The organism is Paraburkholderia sp. 2C (assembly GCF_054589215.1).
The window spans coordinates 1-2126 of sequence record NZ_BAAILL010000035.1 but is presented as its reverse complement, the minus strand read 5'-3'; the positions used below and the strand labels follow the sequence as shown (position 1 = coordinate 2126).

1 protein-coding gene is annotated in these 2126 nt (G+C 69.6%); it reads left to right on the top strand.

Annotated elements, in window-relative coordinates; all coding sequences use genetic code 11:
• A partial coding sequence (locus ACYPXD_RS12630; RefSeq protein ID WP_459711570.1) for a molybdopterin oxidoreductase family protein occupies positions 1–2126 on the top strand: 2126 nt, incomplete at both ends.

Genomic DNA, 2126 nt, shown 5'->3' with positions numbered 1-2126 from the left:
GGCGTGCTGATCGAGGCGGAGGACGGACGCATCACCGGCGTGAAGGGCGACCCCGCTCACCCGGCGAACTTCGGCAAGCTGTGCAGCAAGGGGCTCGCGCTCGCCGACACCGCGCGCAGCGAGACCGGCCGCCTGCTGGAGCCCGCCGTGCGCACGCGGCGCGACGCGCCGCGCCGTGCCGTGCCGTGGGACGACGCACTGGACACCGTGGCCCGGCGCTTTGCCGGCGTGATCGCCGAACACGGCCCCGACGCCGTCGCGTTCTATCTGTCGGGCCAGTTGCTGACCGAAGACTATTACGTCTTCAACAAGCTCGCGAAGGGGCTCGTCGGCACCAACAACATCGATACGAACTCGCGGCTGTGCATGTCGAGCGCGGTGACCGGGTACAAGATGGCCCTGGGCGCGGACGGCCCGCCCACCTGCTACGAAGACCTCGAACTCGCGCAAACCGTGCTGCTGGCCGGCAGCAATATGGCGTGGGCGCATCCGGTGCTGTTTCGCCGGCTCGAAGCGGCGAAGGCCGCGAACCCGGCGATCCGCTGGATCGTGGTCGATCCGCGCCGCACCGACACGGCCGCGATGGCCGATCTGCATCTCGCGATCCAGCCCGGCACCGATGTCGCGCTCTTTAACGGCATGCTGCATCACCTGATCTGGGAAGGGCTCATCGATCGCGACCATATCGATGCGCACACCACCGGTTTTACCGAACTGAAGACACTCGTGCGCGAGTTCACGCCGCGTACCGCAGCCGGATTGTGCGGCATCGCCGAGCGCGATCTGCTGCAGGCCGCGCAATGGTTCGGCGAAAGCCCCGCCGCGCTTTCGCTGTACTGCATGGGCCTGAACCAGTCGAGCCACGGCACCGACAAGAATCTCGCGCTGATCAACCTGCATCTCGCCACGCGTCAGATCGGCCGTCCCGGCGCGGGTCCGTTTTCGCTGACCGGCCAGCCGAACGCGATGGGCGGCCGCGAGGTCGGCGGCATGGCGACGATGCTCGCCGCGCACCGCGAGATCGGCAACGCCGCGCATCGCGAAGAAGTGGCGCGGCTCTGGGGGCTGGCCGATGCCGCGCGTCTGTCGGCCACGCCCGGCCTGCCTGCGGTCGAACTGTTCGACGCGCTGCGCAGCGGCAAGGTGAAAGCGATCTGGATTGCGTGCACGAACCCCGTGCATTCGATGCCCGACATCGCGAAGGTGCGCGAGGCGCTCGAGCGGGCGGAATTCGTGGTCGTGCAGGACGCGTTCATGCAGACCGATACGGTGCCCTACGCGGACGTTTTGCTGCCCGCGGCGACGTGGGGCGAAAAGGGCGGCACCGTCACCAACTCGGAGCGGCGCATCACGCGCGTACGCGCCGCGGTTGCGCCGGCCGGCGAGGCGAAGCCCGACTGGTGGATCGCGAACGAAGTTGCGCGCCGCATGGCGCCATTACTCGGGCGCGAGCCGCACCTGTTCGGCTTCGACACCACCGAAGCCGTGTTCGACGAACATCGCGCGCTCACCGGGGGGCGCGACCTCGACATCGGCGGCATCAGCTATGCGCTGCTCGACGCGCAGGGCCCGCAGCAATGGCCGTTTCCGCCGGGCCGCACGGCCGGCGATGCGCGCCGCTACACCGATGGCCGCTTCGCCACCGCGGACGGCCGCGCGCGCTTTCATGCGACGCACTATCTGCCGGTCGCCGACGAGGTCAACGCGCGCTTTCCGTTCCGTCTGACCACGGGACGCCTGCGCGACCAGTGGCATGGCATGAGCCGCACGGGGCGCGTGGCGAAGCTGCTTTCGCACGCACCGGAGCCGGCGCTGACGATGCACCCCGGCGATGCCGCGCGGCGCGGTTTCGCGGAAGGCGATCTGGTGCAGGTGAAGAGCCGCCGCGGCGCGCTGGTGCTGCCGCTGCAGATCTCCGACGACGTGCAGTCCGGTGCGGTATTCGCCGCGATGCACTGGAGCGGCCAGTTCGTCGCGAGCGGCGGCATCAACGAAGCGACTCACGGTGCGGTCGATCCGCATTCGCAGCAGCCCGAACTGAAGCATGCGGCGGTGCGCATCGAGCGCGCCGACCTGCCGTGGCGGATGATCGCGGCACGCCGCGGCGACACGCTCGCGCTGCAGGC